Origin of the sequence: Aureimonas sp. AU22 (genome assembly GCF_001463745.1) — a bacterium.
GTDB lineage: Bacteria > Pseudomonadota > Alphaproteobacteria > Rhizobiales > Rhizobiaceae > Aureimonas.
On record NZ_BBWJ01000077.1, the window covers coordinates 1 to 233 of the forward strand.

Annotated in this window: 1 pseudogene; it reads right to left on the reverse strand. The window is 78.5% G+C overall.

What is annotated here, in order from left to right:
• A pseudogene (locus tag AUL34_RS22710) lies at positions 1-233 on the reverse strand (hypothetical protein); the annotation flags it as partial.

Here is a 233-nt window from a genome sequence, read left to right on the forward strand (position 1 = left end):
GCTGGGGAGCCTGCGTGCCCGGCTGCGACGGGGCGGCCTCACCCGGCTGCGTCGGCGGCACAGGTGCGTCGGCCGGCGCGCTGGTCGCGTTGTCGCCGGTGGCCGGCACTGCGCCCGACGGCGGCGCGGTCGGCGCAGCGCCCGTCGTCTGGTCCGTGGTGCCGGCGCCCTGCGGCTGGCTCACGGCGTCGCCCGGCAGCACGTTGGAATTGGTGGTGGCGTTGGGCGTCGTC